This is a genomic window from Paenibacillus sp. 01T422, assembly GCF_056398785.1.
The window spans coordinates 1-1,497 of sequence record NZ_JBFTQB010001202.1 but is presented as its reverse complement, the minus strand read 5'-3'; the positions used below and the strand labels follow the sequence as shown (position 1 = coordinate 1,497).

1 protein-coding gene is annotated in these 1,497 nt (G+C 42.2%); it reads left to right on the top strand.

From position 1 onward, the window contains the following. Positions 1-1,497: Ig-like domain-containing protein (locus AC1DUA_RS37180; RefSeq protein ID WP_477504500.1), on the top strand; the 1,497-nt coding region annotated here is incomplete at both ends.

Below are 1,497 nucleotides of genomic sequence, written 5' to 3'. Positions count from 1 at the left end.
AATGCAAGTGGTGAAATTCGGGGTGTTAGTGCTGGTACGGCAAAAATCTCGGCTGTCGCGAAAGATGGAAGCGGACTTAATGCGACCTCCGTCGTTTCTGTTATCCAACCTGGCTTGAATATCACAGGTCCGACAGAAGTAGCAGTTGGTACAGATATTTCTTTACAGGCAGCATTAGTAACCGTGAATGAGAACGTAACTTCAGTCAGATGGAGCTCTTCAAATTCGAGTAAAGCGACCTTTACCGTAAGCGATAAATTTACTGGTATTCTACATGGTGTCCAAAAAGGCACCGTTACTGTAACTGCTACAGTTGTGACAGATAAAGGGAATACCTATTCCAAAGATTACACAGTAAAAATATTTACGCCTTTAACATCAATAAACTTAGGAAACGCCAGTATTCGAGTCGGCGAAACCATTAAATTAAATTCAAACTATGCACCGTCCGATGCTGATTATCCCAATTTGACCTGGAGTACAGATCGATCCGATCTGGTTACAGTAGACAATTCAGGTAACATCAAAGGAATAGCAGAAGGAACAGCTAAAATTACCATTAATTCTACAGACGGCTCCAATTTGACAGCCAACGCAACTGTTACCGTGGTTAAACCATCATTGACGGTTAATGGACCAACTTCTGTAAATATTGGAGAGAAGATCACGTTAGAAGCTATTTTCTCAACAATTAATGAAACTGTAGCATCCATTTCTTGGAGCTCACCAGATCAGGATAAAGCGAGTTTTGTAACAGATGGTGATTACAAGCGCGTATTAACTGGTGTTAAAGCAGGCACTGTGAACGGCTCAGTTACGATTACAACAGATAAAGGAAGTACTTATTCCAAAAATTTCAGTGTTAACGTCACAACGGTTCCTGTAACTTCTGTAAGCATTGACAATGCTACGATTCGTGTGGATCAATCATATGGCCTAACCCCTAAATTTGAGCCTTCAAATGCAAGCAACAAAGTACTTACATGGGAAACTAACAATCCAAATGTGGTGACAGTCGATTCAAACGGAAATATTCGAGGCGTATCTGTTGGTACTGCTACAATTACAGCAACCACGACGGATGGCACGAATAAATCCGGTACTGCGACGGTTACAGTCATTAAGCCGTCAATTTCTGTTAACGGGCCTGATAAACTCTTTATTGGCGGCCAACCCATTACGCTTCAAGTCCTTTTAAGTACCGTCAATGAAACACCTACTTATACGACTTGGAATGTTTCAGAAGAGGATAAATTGAAGGCAGATTTTACCGGTGTAGCTGGGAGTTCAACGAGAACTCTTACCGGAAAACAACCTGGCATCATTAACGGAACTGTGCATATGGTCACTGACCAAGGCAGTTCCTACGATGCTAGCTTTAAGGTAACTGTCATTTCACTACAGCTGAATGACCAAACTGTAGACGTCGGCCAAACCGGAAGCCTGTCGCCATCCATTGACCCTCCGTTAGAATTGACTTCCGATGTTATCTGGAAG